Below are 23,327 nucleotides of genomic sequence, written 5' to 3'. Positions count from 1 at the left end.
TAGCGGAAATTTCCCTATCACCCTAAATCCCTATTGCCTCTTGCATAGTGCGAGCGATATTCATCAATAAAAGTTATCCATACAGGAAAACAATAATGTTTATTTATGGTAAAGGGGAAGTGGGGAAGTGGGGAAGTGGGGGAAATTTGCCTATCACCCTAAATCCCTATTGCCGCGTCGAAGCTAGAACTATCAGTGGGTAACAGCTTGATTTTGACTCCATAATTAAATTAGTCAACGATCGACTCAATCTCAAGACGAGAAAAAATTAATCTATTAGGAGTTTAGCTGATGACGGCTTTTACGGAAAATGACTTAAAAAGGTTAGAAAATCTGATTATCAATGGACAAAAAGCGATCGAAACTCGTTTAACCTCTTTGGAGAGTGGACAAAAAGCGATCGAAACTCGTTTAACCTCTCTGGAGAGTGGACAAAAAGCGATCGAAACTCGTTTAACCTCTTTGGAGAGTGGACAAAAAGCGATCGAGAATAGCGTCGGAGAGATCAAAAGAGAAATTCAAGTCCTAGAGATAGGACAGACGGAAATTAAGGGAGAAATCAGGACTTTAGACGCAAAAATCACGGGTTTAAATGCAAGAGTGCAACTCATCGAGGCATCCGTGGGAAAAATTCCCGATTTAGCTGAAAAAATTGGGGAAGTAAAAAACTGGAAACAGATCGGTATATCGATTGTGACTGCTTTTGTGGGTGGGGTAATTGGTTGGTTGATTCGGGGAAAATAAAACTAGGCAATGTAACATAGTATTAAGCATTTGTATATTTTTATTAATTTTTATGGAACAGACAGCTTTAAATCTGATCGCGATTACCGTTTTTTCGATCACTCTTTCCGTATTTGTCACCCCTTTGCTGTCTATTTCGCCTTTTGTCCCCGCTTTGGCTACTTTTAGCCTCTTGGGATTAGTTACCGTTGATACTCTCACCTTTAATAACCGGGGCGTGACTTTACTACTGGATGCTCTTTCTCCTAGTAAACACCGTCAAAGAGTTATTTACCACGAAGCCGGACATTTTCTCACCGCTTATATTTTGGGTATTCCGATCGCCAGTTATAGTTTGACCGCTTGGGAAGCCTTTCGTCAAGGCCAAGAGGGAGTCGGCGGCGTTCAATTTGAATTAGCAGATTTAGGGCAAAAAGTCAAGAACTTTACCGATTTTCCTGCTTTTTTAGAGAGAATTTCTACGGTGTGGATGGCGGGAATTGCTGCCGAAACCTTAGTTTATGGTAAAGCGGCAGGGGGAGAAAGCGATCGATTTTATCTGCAATCGGCCTTAAAATTAGCGGGGGTTCCTGAGAATAATTATGCCCAAAAAGAGCGCTGGAGTTTATTACAGGCAAAAACTCTTTTAGAAAAACAACAGACTGCCTATCAAGCTTTAGTGATAGCTATGGAAAAAAGGGCCAGTGTGGAAGAATGCTGTCGGGTGATTAGTGAAAGTTTAGTATAACGGGAAAAGTAATCAGGGATAGATTTGATGATTTCCCCGTTAAATTATTTATGAATAATCAGAGCATTCAATCCGAGCAGCGATTAGCTTTAATTGTGCGCGGAGCAGTACAAGGAGTCGGTTTTCGTCCTTTTGTTTATCGATTAGCAACGGAATTAAACCTAACTGGTTGGGTTAATAATACAGCAGCGGGAGTTTTTATTGAAGTCGAGGGCAATCGAGACAAACTAGAAACTTTTTTGAATCGATTATCTTTAGAAAAACCCCCTCAATCGCTAATTGAAAATATTGAGACTCAATGGTTAAATACCGTCGGTTATCAAAACTTTAGCATACGCCGGAGCAGCGGCGGTGAAAAGAATACAATTGTTCTGCCCGATTTAGCCACTTGTCCCGATTGTTTAGCCGATATTTTTGACCCTAATAATCGTCGTTATCGCTATCCTTTTACTAACTGCACTAACTGCGGTCCTCGCTACAGTATCATCGAGAGTTTACCCTATGATCGCAGTGCCACAACTATGAGGGGTTTTAATCAGTGTCCCGAATGTCAAAGGGAATACGAAAACCCTCTGGATCGCCGTTTTCATGCCCAACCGAATGCCTGTCCTCGTTGCGGACCCCAAATTAGTCTTTTAGATAGTCAAGGCTCTGTATTAGCGGAAAAAGATCAAGCTTTAATCGCCACTGCTAGAGCAATTGAACAGGGAAAAATTATGGCGATAAAAGGATTAGGAGGATTTCACCTAGTTGTCGATGCAAGAAATACGGAAGCAGTGCAAAAATTGCGACAACGTAAACAGCGACCAGATAAGCCTTTTGCCGTGATGTATCCTAATCTTGAGTTAGTGAAAAAACATGGTTATGTATCTTCTTTAGAATCGCAATTATTGCAGTCTCCTGCAGCAGCAATTGTCCTGATTAAACAGCGAAAAAATGATATTTCTGCTGCCGTTTCTCCGGGTAATCCCTATCTAGGAGTCATGTTACCCTATACTCCCCTACATCATCTTTTATTAGCAGAATTGGGCTTTCCTATTGTAGCAACCAGTGGTAATCTAGCCGATGAACCTATCTGTATTGAGGAAAAAGAAGCTTTAGAAAAATTAGGAAAAATTGCCGATTTATTTCTAGTTCATAATCGTCCCATCCTTCGACCAGTGGATGACTCTATTATCAGGGAAATGGCGGGAAAAGCGATGATTTTGCGGCGAGCGCGGGGATATGCTCCCTTTCCCGTTAAAGTTAATGAGGGAGATTTTCCCCCGATTCTGGCCGTGGGAAGTTATTTTAAAAATACCGTGGCTATCTACCAAAAAAATCAAGTTTTTATCAGTCAACATATAGGCGATTTAGATACAGTTAATGCCGTCAATCATTTTGAAAATATCCTCGATAGTTTAAAAAAATTATACGAGTTTGCACCCGAAGTTATTGCCTGTGATGCTCATCCTGAATATCTAGCAACCAAGTACGCTTATAGCTTAAATTTGCCCGTTATTCCCATTCAACACCATTACGCTCACGTTTTATCCTGCATGGCAGAACATCAGCTACAACCTCCAGTTTTAGGGGTTGCTTGGGATGGAACAGGATACGGTTTAGACGGCACAATTTGGGGGGGAGAATTTATCCATATTGCTGCCGATTCTTGGCAGCGAGTCGCCCATTTTAAACCCTGGCCATTACTGGGAGGAGAAAAAGCAGTTAAAGAACCCAGACGAGTGGCTTTAGGATTACTAGAAGTTATGGAAAATACTGATAGGATAAAATCAGCTTTTAGTGAACAGGAATGGTCGATTTTTAGGCAAATGTTAACAAAAAAAATTAATTGTCCTTTAACTTCTAGTGTCGGGCGTTTGTTTGATGGTGTGGCGGCGATTCTAGGTTTATGTTATCAATTAAGTTTTGAGGGACAGGCAGCAATGCAGTTAGAATTTGCTCTTGAAGGCATTAAAACCGAAGAATATTATCATTTTTCTTTATCCGCCGACTCCCCCATAGTTATTGATTGGAATCAGATAATTTTAGGAGTTGTTGAGGATTTAGAAAAACAAGTACAAATCGGCATAATTGCCGCTAAATTTCATAATAGTTTATATGAGATTATTGTAGAAATTGCTCAGAAAATAGGTAGAGAAAAAATTCTCCTGACGGGAGGCTGTTTTCAAAATCGTTATCTGACGGAAAGAACAATTAATCGCCTACAAGCTTCGGGATTTCAACCCTACTGGCAGCAAACTGTTCCCACTAATGATGGTGGTATTAGCCTTGGTCAAATTATCGGGGCCTGTTCTCAACTCAAACAGTTCTAGATAGGATAAAATTAACTTCTTGGTTAGGATAGGCAAGAGGCAATGGGTGCATCTCACATTTGCAAAAATACCGACAATCAGCAATTATCAGTGACCCTTAAATTATTACAGACATATCAGCAGCTGCCTGTAAGCATCCCACCGAAAAACTAATGCGCTCCAGGGTTTGGGTAGGGTTGATTCATGAATCAACCCTACTATAGAGTTCTTGCATAATTAATTTTTGAGAGTGCAAAAATGAGATGCACCCAGAGGCAAGAGGTAAGAGGTAGTTATAAGCGTTAAAGATAAACCACAGAGACACAAAGAATACAGAGAGCCGATTTTTTTCTAGACTGTTAAACGATGCCACTCAACGATTTTATTGCCTACTTTCAAAATGATTGCTTGACCTAAACCCAGTTCTTGTGTCACATTAACTAGATGGGCAAAATTTTGACGAGTGATTGCTAGTCCCTGCAAACAGGCTAGAAAATCGAGACAGAGAACCGTAGAAAATTCCCAAGTTTGCCGGTAAATACGGCAATTGTCCGGTAAAAAAGCCACAAGAGTGCGAAAATGACTCAAAGCGGCTTTCTCAAAATTGGCGCTAGTGCAGTCAAAAGACGAGTGCTGATAGCTCATAAAAACTTTGCCTGATAGGGAAAGAGCAGGGTTTCCCTCAGACTAGCACTTCCCTTCTGGGGATCACCTTCCCTTTAGAATTTCTCAATAGACTGGCAAATCCCCCCAGAGGAGTATCGTTACCCGCGAGCCAATTGCTAGAAGCTAGGTTTCTTCCCAGAGATAGTGTACTGTAGATATTGATGTCCTTCCTGCTGGCAAGATAACCTATAAATTTCCCCACTCGTCCCTAGCGATAAAAGGCTGTATTTAGTCAAAAATCAAGTGTTGACTTTGATGCCAAACTTGCCTAGTAAAAAATGATCACAGCCTCAAGTTGCCGCTTAACTAATTGACTACTTAACTGATAACTGGTAACTAAAATTATGAATAATGCAATTGTCAAACCGAGAGATGTACAAGTAGCACCGATCGCCGTCGATACTTTTGTCTTTCGTTCCCGCACTTGGGACCGGTTAAAATTCGAGATCGAATACGGATTACAAAAGGGAACCACCGCCAATAGTTATCTGATTAAAGGTGAAAAGGTCGCTCTTTTTGATCCACCGGGGGAATCATTCTCGGCTATATTTTTAGAGGCTTTAACTAAAAGAATCGATCCGAAAACTATTGATTATATTATCCTCGGTCACGTTAACCCCAATCGTGCCGTCACCCTCAAGGCACTTTTAGAAATCGCTCCTCAAGTCACTTTTGTTTGTTCTAATCCGGGGGCAATTTCCCTGAAAAAAATTCTCGAAACCGAAGCATTAAATCTGTTGGTTGTCAAGGGGGAAGAAATATTAAATTTAGGGGCAAACCATCAATTAGAATTTATCCCCACTCCTAACCCCAGATTTCCCGATCAACTCTGTACCTACGACAGCAAAACCGATATTCTCTACACCGATAAATTATTCGGAGCGCACGTTTGTGGCGACCAAATTTTTGATGAGGGTTGGAGCGTTTATAACGAAGATCGGCGTTATTATTTCGATTGTCTCATGGCTCCCTATGCCAGCCAAATTAGCAACGCTTTGGAGAAATTAGCCGCTAAATCGCCCTTATTTTATGCTGTTGGTCACGGTCCTCTGGTGCGTTACGCGATGCACGAATTGACCCTTTCCTATCAACAATGGTTAGCAGTACAAAAGTCCCAAGAGTTGACAATCACCCTGATTTATGCCAGTGCCTACGGCAACACCGCCACCCTTGCTCAAGCGATCGCCATGGGGATCACGAAAGCGGGAGTAGCAGTGACGGCGATTAATGCCGAGTTCGCTGAACCGGACGAGATCAAAACGGCGATCGAAAAAAGTGTCGGTTTTATCTTTGGTTCCCCCACTTTGGGAGGACACGCACCGACTCCCATCCAAACCGCCTTGGGGATTACCCTGTCCAATGGCGATAAAAGCAAGCTGGTGGGGGTTTTTGGCTCCTACGGTTGGAGTGGGGAAGCGATCGATCTTTTGGAAGGTAAATTCCGGGATGGCGGTTATCGCTTCGGTTTTGAGCCAATTCGGGTTAAATTTAAGCCCACGGAGGCAATTTTAAAGACCTGTGAGGAAGCGGGAACCGATTTCGCTCAAGCAGTCAAAAAAGCTCGCAAAAGCAGACAACCGAAAACTAATGTTAACCAATCCCAAAGCGATCGGCGATCGCAGGCGCTGGGCCGTTTGGTGGGTTCTCTCTGTATCGTCACCTGCGAATTGGGAGAATTGCGCGGCGCCATGTTAGCCTCTTGGGTGTCGCAAGCGACGTTTACCCCCCCCGGATTGACTATTGCCGTGGCGAAAGAACGAGCGATCGAGTCTCTGCTTTATAGCGGTACGCCTTTTGTCCTTAATATCCTCCAAGAAGGACAACATATAGCTTTAATGAAGCATTTTCTTAAACCTTTTACTCCAGGAGAAGATCGTTTCGCTAATATCGAAACCACTAAAGCTGAGAACGGTGGGCCGATTCTGGCCGAAGCGCTCGCTTATCTGGAATGTCGGGTGGAACAACGAATGGAGTGCGGTGATCATTGGTTGATTTATGCGATCGCAGAAAAAGGCAGGGTTTTACACCAAGGTTTAACCGCCATCCATCATCGCAAATCTGGCAGTTATTATTAACTCATGGTGACGGGCAAGGGATCGCAAAAAACAAGGGTTTCGGCTGATCCCGAAAGTGAACAATACTCTCCCCTATCCTTCTGCTACTGTTTGTAAAACAAGATCGATAAATTTCTGGCTGTAGTATATGCCTTGTTGTTGCATCGTTTCTATGTAAGGTTTGACTGCAGCGATCTTTCCCAACTGTTTTGCTTTAATTAAAATACCGATCGAACCTGTAATTGGAATATTGAGAGATTTACACACCTGACGAGCAGCTAATTCATCGATAAGCACTAAAGAGGCTTTTTGTTCTAGTGCAAGGACGATGACTTCTGATTCTCCTCGATCTAGAGTCGGTAATAGTAAGGAAACCTGCTGTTGAGAGGCGATTTCTCGGACAGAAATCCACTGTTCTCGTAATAGATCGATCGAGCCAGTTTTGTCTTGATCGTAAGTGCTGATTTCAAGAGCTACCGCCTTAGGAATAATGATGCTTTTAACTATTTCTTGTAAAAGACCGAGTTGACCAATTCGCGCAAAAGCGATGAGGGGAGTAGCGTTACTTACAATCATCAGGCTCCAGTTTTTCTATTCCCTTTAATTCAACCGCTAACGCCGATTCGTCATAATCAAACAATACAATCCCTTTTTTAGACAAAATATCCATAAATTCTAGGCGATTAATTCTCGCTAATTCCGCCGCTTTTCCTAAAGAAAGTCGCTTTTCTTGAAAATAATAAATAGCGGCCAGAAGTTTAATTTCTTGACCGAGTTCATCAATTCCTATTTTTAAAGCGGCAAGAACATCGGGAGAAAATTCTAGATTTAATATTTCATTTTTCATTCTAAGTACCTAGTTAAAAATAAAGTTATAGTCATTTCAGATAAGTCTGATACACTCTAGACCAGTTAAACCCTTATTAACTCTAGCATTGATATTCTCAATCTTAATTGAAATGACTATAACTTTAGAGACAAGAGAACTCCGGAACAGGGAACAGAAGGGTTTCTGACTTTTTTTAAGATGCCTCTTAATTATTACAGCTTACAGCGTTTCTCATAAAGATGAAGTATAATCTGATTTGGCATCGTCTCCTGACTCCTGATTGAGGTGATTAAACCGCACAGTGCGCTATTATAGCAGCGGGCAGAAGGCAGAAGGAAAATCCTTGCCAGAACTGAATTTTAGCGATTTAGGTTGTCCTAACCAACTCGTTCTCTGCTATAAGTCTTATTAAGGGGGTGTTAGACCGATGCAGGTGAGATAGTGGCAGCAATTCTCATTTTGAAACGATTTTGCGTTGTTTCAGCGATCTAGAGATTCGTTAAGAATTATTAACCCCTCTGGGTGCAAGGGTTTTAATGTCATGAAACCTTAAAATGAGAATTGCTGATAATACCTCCCATCGACTCTACCCACTTTATATCCATTTTGTCCTTAATATCCGGCAAGAAGGACAACATATAGCTTTAATGAAGCATTTTCTCAAACGTTTTACTCCAGGAGAAGATCGTTTCGCTAATATCGAAACCACTAAAGCTGAGAACGGTGGGCTGATTTTGGCCGAAGCGCTCGCTTATCTGGAATGTCGGGTAGAACAACGAATGGAGTGCGGTGATCATTGGTTGATTTATGCGATCGCAGAAAAAGGTAAGGTTTTACACCAAGGTTTAACCGCCATCCATCATCGCAAATCCGGCAGTTATTATTAATTTGTCGTTATGATCATTTCAGGGGGTGTTTTCAGGCAGGATAACGCACCCTGATTGGTCTAATCTAATACTAAATCAGGCTACATATCAGGATAGACACTCCCGCAAGTGCAGTGACTCTTAAATTATTACAGATGTATCAGCGGCTGCGTGTAAGCATCCCACCGAAAAACTAATGCGCGGGGGGTTTGGGGGCGGCGCCACGCCCCCAACGGGGGGTTTGGGGGGTAGAACCCCCCAAAGGCTTGGATTGAGTGATAAAATCGCAAGTAATACGGCCATCCGTTGAGTATAAGCTACATATCAGGAGAGGCACTCATGCAAAAGGGGGAATAAATAATCAGTTTTTAATAACCAGATTTAGTATAAAAATATATTCTTATGAAAAGCATTGTTTTAATTGTTGGCTTTGAAACCTTTAACACCAATTTATATCGGCAATCGGGCCTGTTGGCTAGTTCTAAATGTCCCGATTTAGAAGTAAAAGTATTCAGCGATAAATCCTTGACTAGCGAACCGGAAATAGTCGAGCAAGCTTTAGCCAATGCCGACGTTTTTTTTGCTAGTTTGATCTTCGATTACGATCAAGTTACTTGGCTGCGGCAACGAGCGGCAGAGATTCCGATTCGCTTAGTTTTTGAGTCTGCTTTAGAGTTAATGAGTTTAACCCGTTTGGGAGAATTTGCCATCGGGGATAAACCAAAAGGAATGCCAAAACCAATTCAATTTATCTTAAGTAAATTTTCCAGTGGCAAGGAAGAAGATAAGTTAGCCGGTTATCTCAGTTTCCTCAAAACTGGTCCGAAACTGCTGAAATTTATTCCCGCTAAAAAAGTTCAAGATTTGCGTAATTGGTTAATTATTTACGGTTATTGGAATGCGGGAGGAACCGAAAATGTTGCCGCTATGTGTTGGGTAATTGCCCAAAAATATCTAGGATTAAAAGTACGGGAAATACCCGAAGTTATCGAAACTCCCAATAAGGGACTATTACACCCCGATTATCAGGGTTATTTTCTCACTCCCCAAGAATATTTGACTTGGTATAAAAAAAATAAATCTCTTGATAAACCAGTGGTGGCACTGCTGCTTTATCGGAAGCACGTTATCAGTAAACTACCCTATATTAATCAATTAATCCGTCATTTTGAAACGGCTAATTTAATTCCCCTACCCGTGTTTATTAACGGAGTAGAAGGCCATACAATTGTTCGGGATTGGTTAACCACAGACTACGAAATTCAGCAAAGAAAAAAAGGAATCATTGAAACTCCTTCTTTAAGTGAAGATGCGGTGACAGTAGATGCAATTGTCTCGACGATTGGCTTTCCTTTGGTGGGGGGTCCTGCGGGTTCTATGGAAGCAGGAAGACAGGTAGAAGTGGCTAAACGAATTCTGTCCGCTAAAAATATTCCTTATCTTATCGCTGCCCCTTTATTGATTCAAGATATTTATTCTTGGACAAGACAGGGAATCGGTGGTTTACAGAGTGTGGTTCTATACGCTTTACCTGAATTAGATGGAGCAATTGATACAATTCCTCTGGGGGGATTAGTGGGGGAAACTATCTATTTAATCCCCGAAAGATTACAGCGTTTAACTGGACGTTTAAACAGTTGGATTAAGTTACATAAAACCCCTCCGCAAGAACGGAAAATAGCCATCATTCTCTATGGATTTCCCCCGGGTTATGGGGCAGTTGGTACGGCTGCTTTGTTAAATGTTCCCCGGAGTTTAGTTAAGTTTTTACAAGCTTTACAAGCGCAGGGTTATAATGTGGGAACAATTCCCGAAGACGGGGAAGAAATTATTCAAAAAGTTAAATTTGCCGATGATGAAAATCTCTCTAAACAAAATCGTTTATCGATAGAAACTTTAGAAAATTGGCTAGGTTATCTGTTAACTTCTCGCATTGAAAAACACTGGAAATCTCTGAAAGATGCGGGGATAAAAACTATTGGCGATCAGTATCATTTAGGGGGTATTGAGTTAGGTAATATCTGGATTGGAGTGCAGCCACCTTTAGGAATTGCTGGGGATCCGATGCGGTTAATGTTTGAAAAAGATTTAACTCCTCACCCTCAGTATGCAGCCTTTTATCAGTGGTTGCAAAAAGATTTTAAGACCGATGCTATCGTTCATTTTGGTATGCACGGAACCGTCGAATGGCTGCCCGGTTCACCCCTAGGAAATACCGGTTATTCTTGGTCAGATATTTTATTAGGAGATTTACCGAATTTATATATTTATGCCGCTAATAATCCCTCGGAATCTATCCTAGCTAAACGTCGCGGTTATGGGGTGTTAATTTCCCATAATGTGCCTCCCTACGGACGAGCGGGATTATATAAAGAATTGATGATTTTGCGAGATTTGATTGCCGAGTTTCGAGAAAATCCTGAGAAAAATTACGCTTTAAGAGATAGTATCCTGCAAAAGATTATTGATACAGGTATCTCTAAAGATTGTCCTTTTCTGGAAGCAGAAAAACAGGGAATAGAATTCACTTTAGAAAATGCCAAATTATTTAGCCGCTATGCACTAACCGATTATTTTGTCAAGGTGTATAATTACTTACAAATCGTCGAACAAAGACTATTTTCTTCGGGTTTACACACCCTAGGAACTGCTCCCAATCAGGAAGAATTAAAAGGTTATCTTGACGCTTATTTCACCGATTTATCTGAGCGAGAATTTCAGCAAATTATCGCTGACGAAGCAACCAATGAAAAGCTTAAAGAAGGCATTGCTATTAAAAATTTATTAGGACAAAATAGCGAAGAATTAACTAATCTTTTGCGGGGATTAAATGGGGAATATGTACCACCGGCACCGGGGGGTGATTTACTCCGGGATGGTGCGGGAGTTTTACCCACAGGACGCAATATACACGCTTTGGATCCCTACCGGATGCCTTCCCCCGCAGCCTACACTCGCGGACGAGAAATCGCCAAAAAACTGCTACAACAAAACTTAACCGAAAAAGGAAAATATCCCGAAACTGTAGCAGTTTTACTCTGGGGATTGGATGTGATTAAAACTAAGGGTGAATCCCTGGGTATTCTCTTAGAATTAGTCGGTGCGGAACCAGTGAAAGAGGGGACAGGAAGAATTGTCAGGTATGAATTAAAACCTCTAGGGGAAATTGGACACCCGCGCATCGATATTTTGGCTAATTTATCGGGAATTTTTCGCGATACTTTTATCAATATTATCGAGTTATTGGATGATTTAATGCAGCGGGCAGCTGAGATAGAAGAATCGGAAAATGATAATTATATCCGTAAGCACTATTTAGCCTTAAAAAGTCAAGGAATTGACAATGCCAGCGCTCGTTTATTTTCCAATCCTGCCGGGGATTTTGGCTCTTTAGTTAATGACCAAGTAGTGGAGGGAAATTGGGACAATGACAACGAATTAGCGAAAACTTGGGAAAAGCGTAATGTTTTTAGTTATGGTCGTCAAGATAAGGGACAAGCGCGGCCAGAAGTGCTACAACAGTTATTAAAAACCAGTGAAAGTATTATCCAAGAAATTGACTCGGTAGAATACGGTTTAACCGATATTCAGGAATACTACGGCAATACAGGAGGATTAAAATTAGCCGCAGAAAAACAAAGCGGTAAACGGGTGATGACGAGTTTTGTCGAGAGTTTTTCCAATGATACAACTCCCCGCAAATTAGAGGAGGTTTTGCGCTTAGAATACCGCAGTAAATTACTCAATCCTAAATGGGCCAATGCCATGGTTAATCAAGGTTCCGGTGGGGCCTACGAAATCTCCCAAAGAATGACCGCTTTAATTGGTTGGGGCGGTACGGCTAATTTTAGTGACGATTGGGTGTATGATCAGGCAGCCGATACCTACGCTTTTGATACAGAAATGGCGGAAAAATTGCGTCAAGCTAATCCCGAAGCTTTCCGTAATATTGTCGGTAGAATGTTAGAAGCACAGGGTCGCGGTTTTTGGCAAGCAGACCCCGACAAATTAGAGAAATTACAGGAATTATATCAATTGACCGATGAAAAATTAGAAGGGGTTACTTAGGTTTTTTAGGCTGCATCTCATTTTTGTCAATCTACCAAGTTGGGATTTTTACGGGGACACTCTCGGCTAAAATCGGTCATTACTTCCGATTTTACCACTCAATCCAAGCCTTTGGGGGGTTCTACCCCCCAAACCCCCCGTTGGGGGCGTGGCGCCGCCCCCAAACCCCCCGCGCATTAGTTTTTCGGTGGGATGCTTACACGCAGCCGCTGACCCATCTGTAATAATTTAAGAGTCACTGATAATTGCTGATTGTCGGTATTTCTGCAAATGTGAGATGCACCCGGGTTTTCATCGCAACAGGGAATCCTGATGATAATCTGATTTTCCTCCTGTTTTACTCAGCAGACGGATATTTTCAATCAGGATTGATTTTTCTAACGCTTTAGCCATATCGTATAAAGTCAAGGCTGCCACAGATACCGCCGTTAAAGCTTCCATTTCTACCCCAGTTTCCGATTTTGTCACCACTTCTGCCCGAATTTCGTAGCCGGGTAACTCTGCTTTCGGGATAATCTGAACATTGATTTTTTGCAGGGGTAAGGGATGGCAAAGGGGAATTAAGGAGGAAGTTTGTTTGGCCGCCATAATTCCTGCTAGTCTGGCCGTCCCTAAAACGTCACCTTTGGGCGCATTTCCCTGTTCTATGGCTTCAAAAGTCGTTTTTAGCATTCTCACTTGTCCTAGGGCGATAGCAGTGCGTTTAGTGGGCATTTTCTCCGATACATCCACCATCTGGGCCTCGCCTTGGCTGTCGAGATGAGATAATTTTTCTTTACCCTCTTGCGTCATTGAATGAACCTGTGCTATAGTAGTTTACTGTTGAGAAAAACAAGGGCTTGTAGCTTAGTGGATTAGAGCGTGTGGCTACGGACCACAAGGTCGGGAGTTCGAGTCTCTCCAAGCCCGTTACATACAATGGCATATACTACAGGAATTAGGAACCATAGGTTCCTAATTTCTTTGGTTTTTTGCCCCATCTTCCCACTTTCCTATACTTTTTAAACAGGATTTAGTATCATCAGCCAGTTTTGCTGGAGTATTTTTTACCCTCAAACAGTGAAAGAAACTAAACTTTTAGGATTGTATAATACTAAATCTGGTTATTAAAAACTGATTATTTATTCCCCCTTTTGCCTTTTGCCTCTTGCCTTTTGCCTGTCCTTATAAGTAACCTATGCTCAACGGATTTAGTATAATATGAATTCTCCTGCACCTGTGCCGACACCCTTTCAAGTTGCTTTAGAGCGTTACCAGAATGCTCTAAATTATTTAGATACTTCTCATAATAAATCTCTGAAAAAAGCACAGGCTTTAGAAATTATTGCCGCCAGAGATGCTCTTCATAAACAAATGGAAGCTGAGGCGGAAATTTCCGTTGATATGTCGTCAAAAATAATCGCACAAGATGCTAGATTAAAACAGAAAAGTTACAAAATTACTCAAGTTCTTGACTTAGCTGAATATCGGGAGACTTTACCTATTTCTGCTCAGGCTTGGTGGTGGCATTTAGAAAGTAGGGAATCTCTGCATCCTTGCAATCGCTTTGATTGGCTATTGAGAAGCGGTAAGCTGGTTTTATTAGGGGTTAATTTTACATTAATCGGAACGATTGCTACTCGGTTTCTTGGTGGTGGCTCAGGTTTGCTAGAAGTAGGGGGTGTGATATTTTCGACTTTTATTTCTTTGTTACAGGCTCAAAATGCGCTGACACAGGAGCGACAAAAGAGTTTTGTTAAGTTAATGAAATTTCTGAGGATTGCTGAATATTGGCATGAAAAAGTACAGTTTTTGGTAACAGTAATAATTTTTGCCTTACTATTAAGCATTTGGTTACATTTCTCTTGGTTTTCTGAGCTTTATAAGCAAGAAGGCAACCGTTTACAATCTCCTCCGCCAGCAAGTCAAGAATTTCCTAATTTAGCTTCAGCCGAAGAGAAGTATTTAAAAGCAATTGAGTTAGATCCAGATAATCTAGATGCTCATTATAAGTTGGCAACACTTTATGAAGAGTTACAGGATTTGACTAATGGGAAAAAACACTATTTAATTGCGGCAAAAGGTGGTTTTATAGATGCTTATAATAATCTCGCTTATTGGTATCTGCGAGATGATAAGAATGCAGAAGCGGTAGAGTTACTGGAAAAAGCTAAGAGATTATTAGCAGAAAAAGATGAAAAACTAGACCAATTTACTGAAGAGGAGAAACGCAATTTAGCATTACAAAAATATAGTATTTATAAAAATCTAGGCTGGGCCAGATTTAAGCAAAATCGCAGTGAAGATGCAGTTCCTAATCTTTTAGTTGCTATTGGTATCGCTGAAAATCCAGCTTATCAGAAATTTATCCGCAATCCCGGTGCTGCTTTTTGTATTTATGCTCAACTTTTAGAAAAAGAAGACAAGAAATTATCTCAGGAAAATTGGCGTAAATGTCTTAAATTAGCCGAAGGGAGGGAAATTAATACGGAGGAGGAGCAATGGTTATATGAAGCGAGGAAAAAATTAAAGTGAAGTAAAGTTTAGTGACTATTCTCTGAGTAATGCGCTAAATCCTTCTTGCTGAAAATGCTTATCAAAGGTTAATATTTCAGAGATTTCCAGTTGTCTCATAATCTGCATGGAAGCACAATCAGTTAAACTGTATCCTTTATCTAATCGTCTTTGGTAAAAATCAAAAGCTTGCTGAAATTGTTCACTGGTTTGGGGAATGATTTCTATAGTAGAATCGTTTTTCAAATCGTTGGTTAAGTTAATAGCAGATTGGCGTAGATAATCTCCTCTTCCTGACAATGCGTTAAGTAATTCTGTCAAAATCATTTCGCTAGTAATTCCTGTAAATTTTCCTAGTCTTACTGTCATTAGTGTGGCAAGTTCATGGAGATTGTCTCTATAATCAGCGAGTGCTTGCAAATAGGATGTATCTAAGAAAATTTTTCTCATTCTTCCTCATCTTCTCTTGGTGCGCCGTACATATAGTGTTCAAAATTACGCGCAAAGTCTGTAGGTAAGTGTTTTCGCCATTCTGACTGGGGAACAAGTGCGCCAATTTCTGCAATTCTTTGCCAAAAAGGTTTTTTGCGGAATTCGGGATCAGCTTGAAGTTGAGCGAATTTTGCTTGTAATTCAGCTATTGTCGGAAGTTCCTCTATTGTCGGAATTTCTTCTGTGCGAGTGGGATTGTTTGGGGGATTCATAATCATTTAGTGGGATTGGTTTACTACATATATTATAACTTTGAATTGACGTTAGTTCTGTGTTTGTTATTTTTCCTCATCTTCTCTTGGTGCGCCGTACATATAATGTTCCGCGTTACGCGCAAAGTCTCTGGGAAAGTGTTTTCGCCATTCTGATTGGGGAACAACGTTACCAATTTCTATAATTTTTTGCCAAAAAGGTTTTGCTAAAAATTCTGGGTCATTTTCTAGTGCATCCCATTTAGCATCGAGTTCTTCCATTGATAACTCAGGCTCTTCGGATGTGTTAGAGGTTGAATGATTGTTTAAGTTAGTCATGATTAAAGTTTCCTTAGTGATAATAGGTTACTTTTATTATAGCATTTTCAAGTTGGATTGAGGTACGGAGATTATCGAGGGTAATTAACCACAGAGACACAAAGAACACAGAGATTATTCACCGATGTTATAATTTATAATGATGATGGCAAGAGAGCCGAATGTTTAACTGAAAGCTTGACATTATTTTATGTACAGACTATATTATATTTATGGAATAGAATATTATATTTGATCCAGATTTTAGGTTCTGGTTTTATCAACAAGAACAGGGACTTCAAAATGAAGTATTTGCTGTTTTAACTGTATTGATGAAACTTAAACCAGCACTGGGGAGACCACGAGTTGATACCATTGAAGGAGCTTCTTTTAAGAATATGAAAGAGCTTCGTATTCAGTATAAAGGTGAACCTTGGCGTGTTTTATTTGCCTTTGATCCTCATCGACAAGCAATTTTACTTGTTGGGGGGAACAAGTCAGGTAACAAAAGATGGTACAAAGAAAATATTCCTATAGCAGATCAACGTTATCAAAAATATCTGGAAAAACTTAAGGAAGAAAAGTCATGAAAGAATATACCAACTTCTCGGAAGAATTTAATAAACTTTGTGGAGAACGACAAGCAATTATTAAAGCAAGAGCTTCCCAAATTTATCTGGAGGAACTTACGCTTAAGTATTTGCAGGAAAAACTAGGTTTATCTTTATCAGAATTGGCAGAGCATCTTGAAGTACAGCAATCAATAGTACCTAAACTTAAACAAGAGCAAAATCTAGAGCTAAATACACTGCGCGAAGTAGTTAACGCCTTAGGTGGAACTGTCGAAATTATTGTCAAAATTCCCAACAAAGAACCTATAATTATTGGTGACTATTCAGAAACGAAGTGTAATTAACCACAGAGACACAGAGGACAGGGAGATTATTTGCCAATGTTATAATTTGTACTCAATAATAAAGGTGTTCGCTTTTGGAACACAATATTTAAGATGGAATTAACGGGAAGACTCCATGAACGCTATAAAGCAAAAATCTTAAATTGGTAAAAGTCTAATCCGAAAAATACGATCTGTCACTGACACAATTGCTCCCGTCTTTAATGCTTTTGTACAATCTCGTAAAACTATAGTTAAACGCTGATTAATTAGATTGTAGTTTTCATTGCCTAAACGGAATAGGATGACACTTGGTAAATTATCACCACTAATAGCGAGAAGTTGAGAAAAATCTAGATCGACAGTTAAAATTATCCGCTTTTCTCTTTTTGCTTTGGCAAGAATTTACTGATCAGATAAAGTTTGTAAGCCTTCATCTCGAAGATGAACGACATCATAAACTTGTTCTCTTAACCATGAGACTGTACGCAGAGAAATCCCCATATCGGCTAGAAACTCTATCTCCATTGCTCGATTAATTCAAAATAATGAACTTGTTCTCTGGCTAACCAAGAAGCATATAATAAACATTGGTGAATATCTTCTCTTTCTAGGTCAGGGTATTCCTCTAAGATTTCCTCTATCGGCTTTTCGTTAGCAAGTAGATTAAGAATTAAAGAAACAGGAATACGCATTCCTCGAATACAGGCTTGACCTGCCATAATTTTGGAGTTAAAAGTAATTCGGTCTAATTGTTTTAAGGTCATATAGTTTCCAGAAATATGAAGATGATACCTGTGGTAATTTTATTATAGCTAATTCTATAGTTGCGAGTGGAAGTGGGAAATTACTCCTTCAGTGAGGGTGCAAAGCTTGTCTCCAACCCCATAGAGAAGATTAGGGAATGGTGAGGTTTTAAGTTGTAGTAGTATAGTATAACAAGTTAGACGAGAAAACGGGTTTTTTCAAAAAACCCGTTTTCTGAAATCGCACCGGATGAGGACGAAAGTTCAACAACGAACCTAATTAAAGCCAAACCCCAATTGATTCAACCCATGAATAAATTTCTCAAACTCTTTACTCCCATTTCCCTGATATTAATTACGGTAGGATTTCCGGCGGCGACTTTTAGCAACACTGTTGGAGTTAACACGATTTTTCAGGTAAAAGGGAAAGTTACCGTTAAAAAACCACAATGGAAAAAACCCCTTCCCGCTTCTGTCGGACTTACCCTCAGTTTTGATGATAAGTTAGAAGTGGCAGCTAACGCTTCCGTTAAGGTTTATTGTAGTAATCTCAAGCAGTGGACGGTTAAAACAGGAAAGTATATTGTTTCTAGTGGCTGTCCTCGGGGAAATCCTGTGATTTCACTTCCCAATATTAATAATACAACCCTCCGTCCAACAGGAAATAAAGAGAAAGTTTTAGCAAAATTACCTTATCTAATTACTCCTCGTGAAACGAATATTATTACCAATCGTCCTTCACTGCGGTGGAATGCTGTTCCGGGTGTAACTAATTATACTATCAAAATAGATGGGGTTAATTGGGAAACGCAGACAAATAAAACTGAAATAGTCTATCCCGGTGAACCTCCTCTGGAAGCAGGAAAGCGATATCGAGTAACCATAGAAGCTGATAATGGTGCGTCTTCTAGACGTGATGATGAAAACGTCGGGTTTAGAGTATTAGATGAACAGACTCAAAAAACGGTTTTAGATGCTGTTAAAACTGTTCAACAGCAGCAATTATCCCCAGAGGAAGCAGGGTTAGTTTTAGCGCATCTTTATCGAGGTTATGGGTTGTATGGGGATGCGGTTGAGGTATTAGAAGGATTGGTGAAGCAAAATAGTCAGGTTGCTACCGTTTATCAACTGTTAGGGGATACTTACCTTAAGATAGGGTTGCCTCAGTTGGCAAAAAAACCTTATGAAAAAGCGTTAAAACTGGCAACAAATACGCAGAATTTGTCAGTGCAAGCGGAGATACAAGCGGGTTTAGGAATAGCTTATCGTCTCTTGGGAAATAAGGATGAGGCGATACAGTGGTTAACTAAGGCGAAGGGGACTTACAATCAGTTAGGGGATATTTCGCAGGTTCAGGAATTGGCTAAAACAATTAATGACATTTTAAGGAGGGAGTAAGGATGAAAGTTAAATTATTGATGATGGCGGCTGCGGTTGCGGGAGTGATGGGATTATCGGGAGTCATCTTAACCCCAACGGTGGGACAAAGAACTTTAGCACAGCAATCAGAATCTAGTGTGGCTGATAGTTCCTCAATTGAAGGAAAGTTAGACAGCAATAGCCAAACCATGGAAGATGAGAGTTATTTCAATGTCCATACTTTTCAAGGAAAAGCAGGAGAACCGTTAATTATTGATTTGACTAGCAAGGATTTTGATGCTTATCTCATTTTGGTTGACCCCAATAATAACAAGATTGCCGAGAATGATGATGGGGGAGATGAGAATAATGCCAGAATTGTCTTGACTCTACCTGTAACGGGAACTTACACCCTTATTGTCAATTCAGCTAAAGCAAAAGAATCCGGTAGTTACGTCTTGAGTTGGCGGGAAGCAACGGAAAGAGATATTGCCTTAGCCGAAGCAGAGAGGCTAAATCAGCAAGTTATTCAATTGTATCAGCAGGGGAAATATAACGAGGCGATTCCTCTAGCAGAACAAGCTTTAGCTATTCGTAAAAAGGTACTTGGAGACAACCATCCCGATACCGCACAAAGTCTCAACAATTTGGCAGAACTTTACACAGTTCAAGGAAGATACAGCGAAGCCGAACCCCTCTACAAACAAGCCTTAGCTATCATCAAACAACAATTAGGAGACAACCATCCCTATACCGCCACCAGTCTCAACAATTTGGCATTACTTTACCAGTCTCAAGGAAGATACAGCGAAGCCGAACCTCTCTACAAAGAAGCCTTAGCTATCAGGAAACAACAATTAGGAGACAACCATCCCGATACCGCCGCCAGTCTCAACAATTTGGCAGAACTTTACAGAGTTCAAGGAAGATACAGTGAAGCCGAACCCCTCTACAAACAAGCTTTAGCTATCTGGAAAAAACAATTAGGAGACAACCATCCCGATACCGCCATTAGTCTCAACAATTTGGCAGGACTTTACGAGTCTCAAGGAAGATACAGCGAAGCCGAACCCCTCTACAAACAAGCTTTAGCTATCAGGAAACAACAATTAGGAGACAACCATCCCTCTACCGCCACCAGTCTCAACAATTTGGCAGGACTTTACCAGTCTCAAGGAAGATACAGCGAAGCCGAACCCCTCTACAAAGAAGCCTTAGCTATCATCAAACAACAATTAGGAGACAACCATCCCCTAACCGCAGCCAGCCTCAACAATTTGGCAGGACTTTACTGGTCTCAAGATGACATTCCTCAAGCCATTAATTATCTCAGCCAAGGACTTGCAGTAGAAGAATACAACCTCTTAGAAAATCTAAAAATGGGGGATGACAAGCAAAAACAAGATTATATGGCAAAGGTTTTAGGGACGACTAATTCGGTGATTTCCCTCAATCTTCAAGCTGTACCGAATAACCCAGAAGTAACCCGTCTCGCCTTGAAAACTATCTTAGAACGTAAAGGACGAATTTTAGATGTTTCAACCAATAGCTTACAAATTCTCCGACAACGTACTGATGACCCCGAAAGTCAACAATTATTGACTCAACTGATTGAAGTTCGGACTCAACTATCTAATCTGACTTTTAAAAAGCCTGAAGATATTAAAAACCCAGAAATTTACCGTCAACAAATTAACGAAGTTACCGAAAAAGCAAAAGAAATAGAGGGTAAAATCGGTGTTCGTAGTGCCGAATTTCGTAGCCTATCCCAACCCATTACCCTGGAAGGGATTCAAAAGCTAATTCCTGCTGATGCTGCTTTAGTTGAAATAGTCCGCTATCAACCTTATAATCCTAAAGCGCCTGAAAATCAACGCTTTGGCAATCCTCGTTATGCTGTTTATATTCTCTATCCCAATGGTGACATCAAAGCCAAGGATTTAGGGGAAGCTAAACCGATTGATGACAAATTAATTTACTTTCGTGACAATCTTGCAGACGCAGAAACTCCTCTCCCTCAACTGCAAAAATCAGCGCGTAAACTTGATGAGACATTGATGCAGCCTATCCGTCAATTATTAGGCAATACTAAAACAATTCTGCTTTCTCCTGATGCTGCACTTAATTTAATTCCCTTTGAAGCTTTAGTAGATGAAAATAATCAATACTTAGTGGAAAATTATCATATTACTTATCTCACTTCTGGACGGGATTTACTGCGCCTTAAAGATAAATTTGCCAGTCAACAATCGCCGCTTATTGTAGCTGATCCTTTCTACGGTAAAGCAGGGGAAAAAGTCGCTCTCACTCGTTCCATAGACCTGTCTGAGTTTACTTTTCCCGGTCTTCCGGGTACAGAACAAGAAGCTAAAGCAATTAAAAATCTCTTACCTCAAGCCACTGTTTTAACGGGTTCTCAAGCCACAGAAAACGCCGTCAAACAAGTTAAAAAACCGAATATTCTCCACATCGCTACTCATGGTTTTTTTAAACCAGAAAGCAATGTGATTGAGAATCCTTTATTGCGTTCTGGGTTAGTTTTAGCAGGAGTTACAATCGGTCAAAGTGCAGGAGATGATGGGGTTTTGACTGCTTTAGAAACTACCAATTTAAACTTAGTCGGAACCAAATTAGTTGTGCTTTCTGCTTGCGATACGGGGAAAGGAGATATTAAAATCGGTCAGGGAGTTTATGGATTGCGCCGCGCTTTAGTTATAGCAGGTAGTGAAAGCCAATTAATTAGCCTTTGGAAAGTATCTGATGATGCGACTAAAGATTTAATGGTCGCCTATTATGGACGCTTACAAAAAGGAGAAGGACGCAGTGAAGCTTTACGACAAATTCAACTAGGAATGCTCAAGGGTGAAAAGCAAAAACATCCTTTTTATTGGGCCAGTTTTATTCCTTCTGGTGATGCAACTTCGATGGAGTTTAGTTCATATCCATAAACATAATGCAATATTTGCTATCACCCAACTAAAAATCATGAAAAATACTGTCACTCTAGAAGAAATACTCCAATTAGCCAAGCAACTTTCCTCATGCGAGGGTGTGGCCTGTGGAAAATCTCGATCGCCTGTTGGTTCGAGGCTGTAATTGGTTAAAAAACTATTTGATTGTCAATCCTCAAATGCTGGCTAAATTATCGACCTGCCAAACTGCTGACCTCACCCAGTCTATTGCGAGTATTTTAATGGAACAAAGCGAAGCCTTAGCCAAATAAGGCAAAATCAACGAAGCAATTGAAGGCTTTAAAATCGCCCAAAAGTGGAATCCTAGCCTCCGTTTTGATCCCGTCAGCCGCGCCAACCAACTCGCCAACGACGCTAAAAAGGGAAAATAAAGTCAAAAGTCAAAAGTATAATCTGAGAGAGAAGGAGAAAAGAGAAAAAATGAACCCAAAAATTGACCATAGATCAAAAGGATTTCAGCCCTTAGTTTGACAATTATTGGAGAGGTCTAGTGTAGTGGCACAAGCAACCTGCGCCCTCTGGATATCTTAGCAATTGTCTATAATGCAAAAGTAGCTACAAGACTTCCTATTATGAAGGAACTCAAACTCATCTCTCATCACTCCGGCTCCCTCAAACCTCTAATCGAAGGCGCAATCGCTGAAGCCCTACGTTCCACTGAAGCGGGTATCCAGCGTACCGAACAACGACTGCGAGAATTTGAGGACAAATATCAACTGTCCACAGCAGAATTTCTGCATCGCTACGAAAACGACGAATTTCAGGAAACCCTGGAACTTGACGAATGGATTGGCGAATTGCGAATGCTACAATGCCTACAGGAAAAAGCAGAAAGACTCAGAGGAATTGAATTTGTTAATTGAAGATTATTTTCAACAGATTTAAACAATTATCGCAACCTGTTCAGTAATAAAATTTTTTACGCTAGATTGTGAAAAACGCGATAGTTATGAAGGATTTATTCGAGCCGAAATTAAATTCATTGATAATTCAGTTCTGCATATTCGAGAGTTTGTCAATATCGAAACAATTATTAATCGTAATATGTACGCTTATCAGTATATGAATACCATGAATACCTTAATTTTCCGTTATGATAATACTCCACATCATAAAAAGCTGAACCTCCCAACCTATCCCCATCACAAACATGACAGCAGTGAAGAAAATGTAATCTCGTCCGCTGCTCCAACACTCTTAGAAGTTCTTCAGGAAATTACCGCCAGAATCAGGATTTTTCTATGAATGAACTAAAAGGAATCAGTATCAATAAACTGATTGAATATCTTTCCACCAACACTTTAGCCGAATTTAATGCCTATACTAGATTTAAGGAAATGGCAGCTAATGGCAACCCAGAAGAAGGATTGAAAATCTTGGCTAAATTTGATAAGTAGGTAGGCGTTAAAAGTTATCAGATGCCCCCCTTATTAAGGGGGGATTAAAGGGGGGACTAAGGGGGGATCGGCACCCCCCTTATCAAGGGGGGCAGGGGGGATCGGCACCCCCCTTATCAAGGGGGGCAGGGGGGATCGGCACCCCCCTTATCAAGGGGGGCAGGGGGGATCGGCACCCCCCTTATCAAGGGGGGCAGGGGGGATCAAACCTAAAAT

General features: G+C 40.6%; 22 protein-coding genes, 1 tRNA gene and 2 pseudogenes. 16 read left to right on the top strand and 9 right to left on the bottom strand.

What is annotated here, in order from left to right; all coding sequences use genetic code 11:
• Positions 1–291 precede the first annotated feature (291 nt).
• The 3 genes from IM450_RS16920 to hypF are packed head-to-tail and all read left to right on the top strand — an operon-like array spanning position 292 to position 3,786.
• Complete coding sequence (locus tag IM450_RS16920) at positions 292–744, top strand: hypothetical protein (protein WP_287668264.1); 453 nt, start codon at positions 292–294, stop codon at positions 742–744.
• 52 nt (positions 745–796) lie between these two features.
• Complete coding sequence (locus IM450_RS16915; RefSeq protein WP_287668267.1) at positions 797–1,471, top strand: ATP-dependent Zn protease; 675 nt, start codon at positions 797–799, stop codon at positions 1,469–1,471.
• A gap of 50 nt (positions 1,472–1,521) precedes the next feature.
• A complete protein-coding gene (gene hypF, locus IM450_RS16910) occupies positions 1,522–3,786 on the top strand; it encodes a carbamoyltransferase HypF (RefSeq protein ID WP_287668270.1) in 2,265 nt (754 codons plus the stop codon).
• Between the two features lie 330 nt (positions 3,787–4,116).
• Here the strand turns inward: hypF and IM450_RS16905 are convergent, their stop codons facing one another.
• The gene (locus IM450_RS16905; protein WP_002754794.1) at positions 4,117–4,410 is read right to left on the bottom strand and encodes a hypothetical protein; all 294 of its coding nucleotides are present in this window, start codon (positions 4,408–4,410) and stop codon (positions 4,117–4,119) included.
• Between the two features lie 365 nt (positions 4,411–4,775).
• On the opposite strand from IM450_RS16905, the gene IM450_RS16900 reads away from it, so the two are divergent.
• Positions 4,776–6,506, top strand: coding sequence for a diflavin flavoprotein (locus IM450_RS16900; RefSeq protein WP_287668274.1), 1,731 nt, complete (start codon positions 4,776–4,778; stop codon positions 6,504–6,506).
• A gap of 72 nt (positions 6,507–6,578) precedes the next feature.
• On the opposite strand, the gene IM450_RS16895 is transcribed toward IM450_RS16900, so the two are convergent.
• Together IM450_RS16895 and IM450_RS16890 are read right to left on the bottom strand one after the other, a co-directional pair.
• Positions 6,579–7,061: a DUF3368 domain-containing protein gene (locus IM450_RS16895; RefSeq protein WP_110578515.1), complete on the bottom strand. Its 483-nt coding sequence runs from the start codon at positions 7,059–7,061 to the stop codon at positions 6,579–6,581.
• The gene (locus tag IM450_RS16890) at positions 7,048–7,332 is read right to left on the bottom strand and encodes a UPF0175 family protein (protein WP_002754799.1); all 285 of its coding nucleotides are present in this window, start codon (positions 7,330–7,332) and stop codon (positions 7,048–7,050) included. Before IM450_RS16890 ends, IM450_RS16895 begins: the two co-directional genes overlap by 14 nt.
• Positions 7,333–7,919: 587 nt before the next feature.
• On the opposite strand from IM450_RS16890, the pseudogene IM450_RS16885 reads away from it, so the two are divergent.
• Together IM450_RS16885 and bchH are read left to right on the top strand one after the other, a co-directional pair.
• Positions 7,920–8,201 (top strand): annotated as a pseudogene (locus IM450_RS16885) (flavin reductase family protein); the annotation flags it as partial.
• Between the two features lie 381 nt (positions 8,202–8,582).
• Positions 8,583–12,248 carry a magnesium chelatase subunit H gene (gene bchH, locus IM450_RS16880; RefSeq protein ID WP_287668278.1) on the top strand — a complete coding sequence of 1,222 codons (3,666 nt, stop codon included), beginning with the start codon at positions 8,583–8,585 and terminating at the stop codon, positions 12,246–12,248.
• 291 nt (positions 12,249–12,539) lie between these two features.
• Here bchH and moaC read toward each other — a convergent pair whose 3' ends face one another.
• Entirely contained in the window at positions 12,540–13,040 is a 501-nt protein-coding gene (gene moaC / locus IM450_RS16875) for a cyclic pyranopterin monophosphate synthase MoaC (RefSeq protein WP_002774359.1), read from the bottom strand.
• Between the two features lie 43 nt (positions 13,041–13,083).
• Between moaC and IM450_RS16870 the strand changes: the two genes are divergently transcribed.
• Both IM450_RS16870 and IM450_RS16865 read left to right on the top strand, forming a co-directional pair.
• Positions 13,084–13,157: transfer RNA gene (locus tag IM450_RS16870), tRNA-Arg, on the top strand.
• A gap of 291 nt (positions 13,158–13,448) precedes the next feature.
• Positions 13,449–14,762, top strand: a complete 1,314-nt coding sequence (locus IM450_RS16865; protein WP_287668283.1) for a tetratricopeptide repeat protein — start codon at positions 13,449–13,451, stop codon at positions 14,760–14,762.
• 15 nt (positions 14,763–14,777) lie between these two features.
• Here IM450_RS16865 and IM450_RS16860 read toward each other — a convergent pair whose 3' ends face one another.
• Genes IM450_RS16860 through IM450_RS16850 form a run of 3 tightly spaced genes read right to left on the bottom strand, consistent with a single transcriptional unit; the run spans position 14,778 to position 15,763 of the window.
• Complete coding sequence (locus tag IM450_RS16860; RefSeq protein ID WP_271935268.1) at positions 14,778–15,191, bottom strand: type II toxin-antitoxin system VapC family toxin; 414 nt, start codon at positions 15,189–15,191, stop codon at positions 14,778–14,780.
• Positions 15,188–15,451 (bottom strand): hypothetical protein, encoded by a 264-nt coding sequence (locus IM450_RS16855; protein ID WP_002766985.1) that lies wholly within the window; start codon positions 15,449–15,451, stop codon positions 15,188–15,190. The genes IM450_RS16860 and IM450_RS16855 overlap by 4 nt, the downstream gene beginning before the upstream one ends.
• A 60-nt stretch (positions 15,452–15,511) precedes the next feature.
• Entirely contained in the window at positions 15,512–15,763 is a 252-nt protein-coding gene (locus tag IM450_RS16850) for a hypothetical protein (protein ID WP_287107184.1), read from the bottom strand.
• Between the two features lie 224 nt (positions 15,764–15,987).
• Here IM450_RS16850 and IM450_RS16845 point away from each other — a divergent pair, with 224 nt between their 5' ends.
• Positions 15,988–16,332, top strand: a complete 345-nt coding sequence (locus IM450_RS16845; RefSeq protein WP_043997783.1) for a type II toxin-antitoxin system RelE/ParE family toxin — start codon at positions 15,988–15,990, stop codon at positions 16,330–16,332.
• A complete protein-coding gene (locus IM450_RS16840; RefSeq protein WP_002797266.1) occupies positions 16,329–16,658 on the top strand; it encodes a helix-turn-helix transcriptional regulator in 330 nt (109 codons plus the stop codon). The genes IM450_RS16845 and IM450_RS16840 overlap by 4 nt, the downstream gene beginning before the upstream one ends.
• 138 nt (positions 16,659–16,796) lie before the next feature.
• Here IM450_RS16840 and IM450_RS16835 read toward each other — a convergent pair.
• Together IM450_RS16835 and IM450_RS16830 are read right to left on the bottom strand one after the other, a co-directional pair.
• A pseudogene (locus tag IM450_RS16835) lies at positions 16,797–17,165 on the bottom strand (DUF5615 family PIN-like protein).
• Positions 17,156–17,404, bottom strand: a complete 249-nt coding sequence (locus IM450_RS16830) for a DUF433 domain-containing protein (protein WP_002774376.1) — start codon at positions 17,402–17,404, stop codon at positions 17,156–17,158. The pseudogene IM450_RS16835 and the gene IM450_RS16830 overlap by 10 nt, the downstream one beginning before the upstream one ends.
• A gap of 288 nt (positions 17,405–17,692) precedes the next feature.
• Here IM450_RS16830 and IM450_RS16825 point away from each other — a divergent pair, with 288 nt between their 5' ends.
• The 6 genes from IM450_RS16825 (at position 17,693) to IM450_RS16790 (ending at position 23,111) form a co-directional block, all read left to right on the top strand.
• A complete protein-coding gene (locus tag IM450_RS16825) occupies positions 17,693–18,781 on the top strand; it encodes a tetratricopeptide repeat protein (RefSeq protein ID WP_287668290.1) in 1,089 nt (362 codons plus the stop codon).
• 2 nt (positions 18,782–18,783) lie between these two features.
• Entirely contained in the window at positions 18,784–21,690 is a 2,907-nt protein-coding gene (locus IM450_RS22585) for a tetratricopeptide repeat protein (RefSeq protein ID WP_353736977.1), read from the top strand.
• A 101-nt stretch (positions 21,691–21,791) separates the two neighbouring features.
• Positions 21,792–21,965 (top strand): hypothetical protein, encoded by a 174-nt coding sequence (locus IM450_RS16805; RefSeq protein ID WP_287720654.1) that lies wholly within the window; start codon positions 21,792–21,794, stop codon positions 21,963–21,965.
• Between the two features lie 321 nt (positions 21,966–22,286).
• On the top strand, positions 22,287–22,577 hold the full coding sequence (locus IM450_RS16800; RefSeq protein WP_002754848.1) for a hypothetical protein: 291 nt from the start codon (positions 22,287–22,289) through the stop codon (positions 22,575–22,577).
• A 25-nt stretch (positions 22,578–22,602) separates the two neighbouring features.
• Entirely contained in the window at positions 22,603–22,959 is a 357-nt protein-coding gene (locus IM450_RS22580) for a toxin-antitoxin system TumE family protein (protein WP_353736978.1), read from the top strand.
• Complete coding sequence (locus IM450_RS16790; protein WP_002754850.1) at positions 22,956–23,111, top strand: hypothetical protein; 156 nt, start codon at positions 22,956–22,958, stop codon at positions 23,109–23,111. The genes IM450_RS22580 and IM450_RS16790 overlap by 4 nt, the downstream gene beginning before the upstream one ends.
• Positions 23,112–23,327 lie beyond the last annotated feature (216 nt).

It is taken from the genome of Microcystis sp. M083S1, from assembly GCF_020246405.1.
In the GTDB taxonomy this organism is placed as follows: Bacteria; Cyanobacteriota; Cyanobacteriia; order Cyanobacteriales; family Microcystaceae; genus Microcystis; species Microcystis aeruginosa_C.
Note: the sequence above shows the minus strand (reverse complement) of the source record. Positions and strands in the feature narration are given on the sequence as shown.

What these genes read in the sequence shown, in the direction of transcription:
- IM450_RS16900 (WP_287668274.1), top strand. Translation starts at nt 4,776, where the DNA reads ATGAATAATGCAATTGTCAAACCGAGAGATGTACAAGTAGCACCGATC.
- IM450_RS16790 (WP_002754850.1), top strand. Translation starts at nt 22,956, where the DNA reads ATGAATGAACTAAAAGGAATCAGTATCAATAAACTGATTGAATATCTT.
- IM450_RS16860 (WP_271935268.1), bottom strand. Translation starts at nt 15,191, where the DNA reads ATGAGAAAAATTTTCTTAGATACATCCTATTTGCAAGCACTCGCTGAT.
- bchH (WP_287668278.1), top strand. Translation starts at nt 8,583, where the DNA reads ATGAAAAGCATTGTTTTAATTGTTGGCTTTGAAACCTTTAACACCAAT.
- IM450_RS16895 (WP_110578515.1), bottom strand. Translation starts at nt 7,061, where the DNA reads ATGATTGTAAGTAACGCTACTCCCCTCATCGCTTTTGCGCGAATTGGT.
- IM450_RS16920 (WP_287668264.1), top strand. Translation starts at nt 292, where the DNA reads ATGACGGCTTTTACGGAAAATGACTTAAAAAGGTTAGAAAATCTGATT.
- moaC (WP_002774359.1), bottom strand. Translation starts at nt 13,040, where the DNA reads ATGACGCAAGAGGGTAAAGAAAAATTATCTCATCTCGACAGCCAAGGC.
- IM450_RS16855 (WP_002766985.1), bottom strand. Translation starts at nt 15,451, where the DNA reads ATGATTATGAATCCCCCAAACAATCCCACTCGCACAGAAGAAATTCCG.
- IM450_RS16905 (WP_002754794.1), bottom strand. Translation starts at nt 4,410, where the DNA reads ATGAGCTATCAGCACTCGTCTTTTGACTGCACTAGCGCCAATTTTGAG.
- IM450_RS16890 (WP_002754799.1), bottom strand. Translation starts at nt 7,332, where the DNA reads ATGAAAAATGAAATATTAAATCTAGAATTTTCTCCCGATGTTCTTGCC.
- IM450_RS16915 (WP_287668267.1), top strand. Translation starts at nt 797, where the DNA reads ATGGAACAGACAGCTTTAAATCTGATCGCGATTACCGTTTTTTCGATC.
- IM450_RS16865 (WP_287668283.1), top strand. Translation starts at nt 13,449, where the DNA reads ATGAATTCTCCTGCACCTGTGCCGACACCCTTTCAAGTTGCTTTAGAG.
- hypF (WP_287668270.1), top strand. Translation starts at nt 1,522, where the DNA reads ATGAATAATCAGAGCATTCAATCCGAGCAGCGATTAGCTTTAATTGTG.
- IM450_RS16840 (WP_002797266.1), top strand. Translation starts at nt 16,329, where the DNA reads ATGAAAGAATATACCAACTTCTCGGAAGAATTTAATAAACTTTGTGGA.
- IM450_RS22585 (WP_353736977.1), top strand. Translation starts at nt 18,784, where the DNA reads ATGAAAGTTAAATTATTGATGATGGCGGCTGCGGTTGCGGGAGTGATG.
- IM450_RS16825 (WP_287668290.1), top strand. Translation starts at nt 17,693, where the DNA reads ATGAATAAATTTCTCAAACTCTTTACTCCCATTTCCCTGATATTAATT.
- IM450_RS16850 (WP_287107184.1), bottom strand. Translation starts at nt 15,763, where the DNA reads ATGACTAACTTAAACAATCATTCAACCTCTAACACATCCGAAGAGCCT.
- IM450_RS16800 (WP_002754848.1), top strand. Translation starts at nt 22,287, where the DNA reads ATGAAGGAACTCAAACTCATCTCTCATCACTCCGGCTCCCTCAAACCT.
- IM450_RS16830 (WP_002774376.1), bottom strand. Translation starts at nt 17,404, where the DNA reads ATGACCTTAAAACAATTAGACCGAATTACTTTTAACTCCAAAATTATG.